The following is a 384-nucleotide window of genomic DNA, read 5'->3' as shown; positions in this document are numbered from 1 at the left end:
TTTTCTAATTTGCTAATTCCCTAATTATCCCTTCGACGTTCCCGTCCCTAATTCCCCCTTTGAAGGTAGCCAGCGACAGCGAAGTATGTGTAAAGGGGGGAAGTTTGTCACCTTTTCCAGCTTGTCCCCCTTCGGGGGTTCGGGGGCTTACCCAATAAATGATTCGCCACATTCCCCCTTTTGAAGGTAGCCAGCGACAGCCGGGTATGTGCACCGCGAGAGCGGAGTATGTGATAAGGGGGCGGTTTCCTTTGATTTTCCGTCACACTCCCTCCTAGTGCCTATGGCCTAAGGCTTATTGCCTTTTCTCTTTCTTTCGCCTCGAAACCGTGTTTTTAACATTTTTTGCGTTGTCGTATCACAGTATGAATCAACTACTTATAT

The 384-nt window shown here is 47.9% G+C and carries 1 protein-coding gene; it reads right to left on the bottom strand.

The genetic code is table 11. From position 1 onward, the window contains the following. Window positions 1–4 precede the first annotated feature (4 nt). Window positions 5–172: a hypothetical protein gene (locus HMPREF9072_RS12635; RefSeq protein ID WP_009410833.1), complete on the bottom strand. Its 168-nt coding sequence runs from the start codon at window positions 170–172 to the stop codon at window positions 5–7. Window positions 173–384: the final 212 nt, after the last annotated feature.

Source organism: Capnocytophaga sp. oral taxon 324 str. F0483 (genome assembly GCF_000318315.2).
Lineage (GTDB): Bacteria > Bacteroidota > Bacteroidia > Flavobacteriales > Flavobacteriaceae > Capnocytophaga > Capnocytophaga ochracea.
The sequence above is the reverse complement of the archived record's forward strand: the minus strand, read 5'-3'. Positions and strand labels throughout refer to the sequence as shown.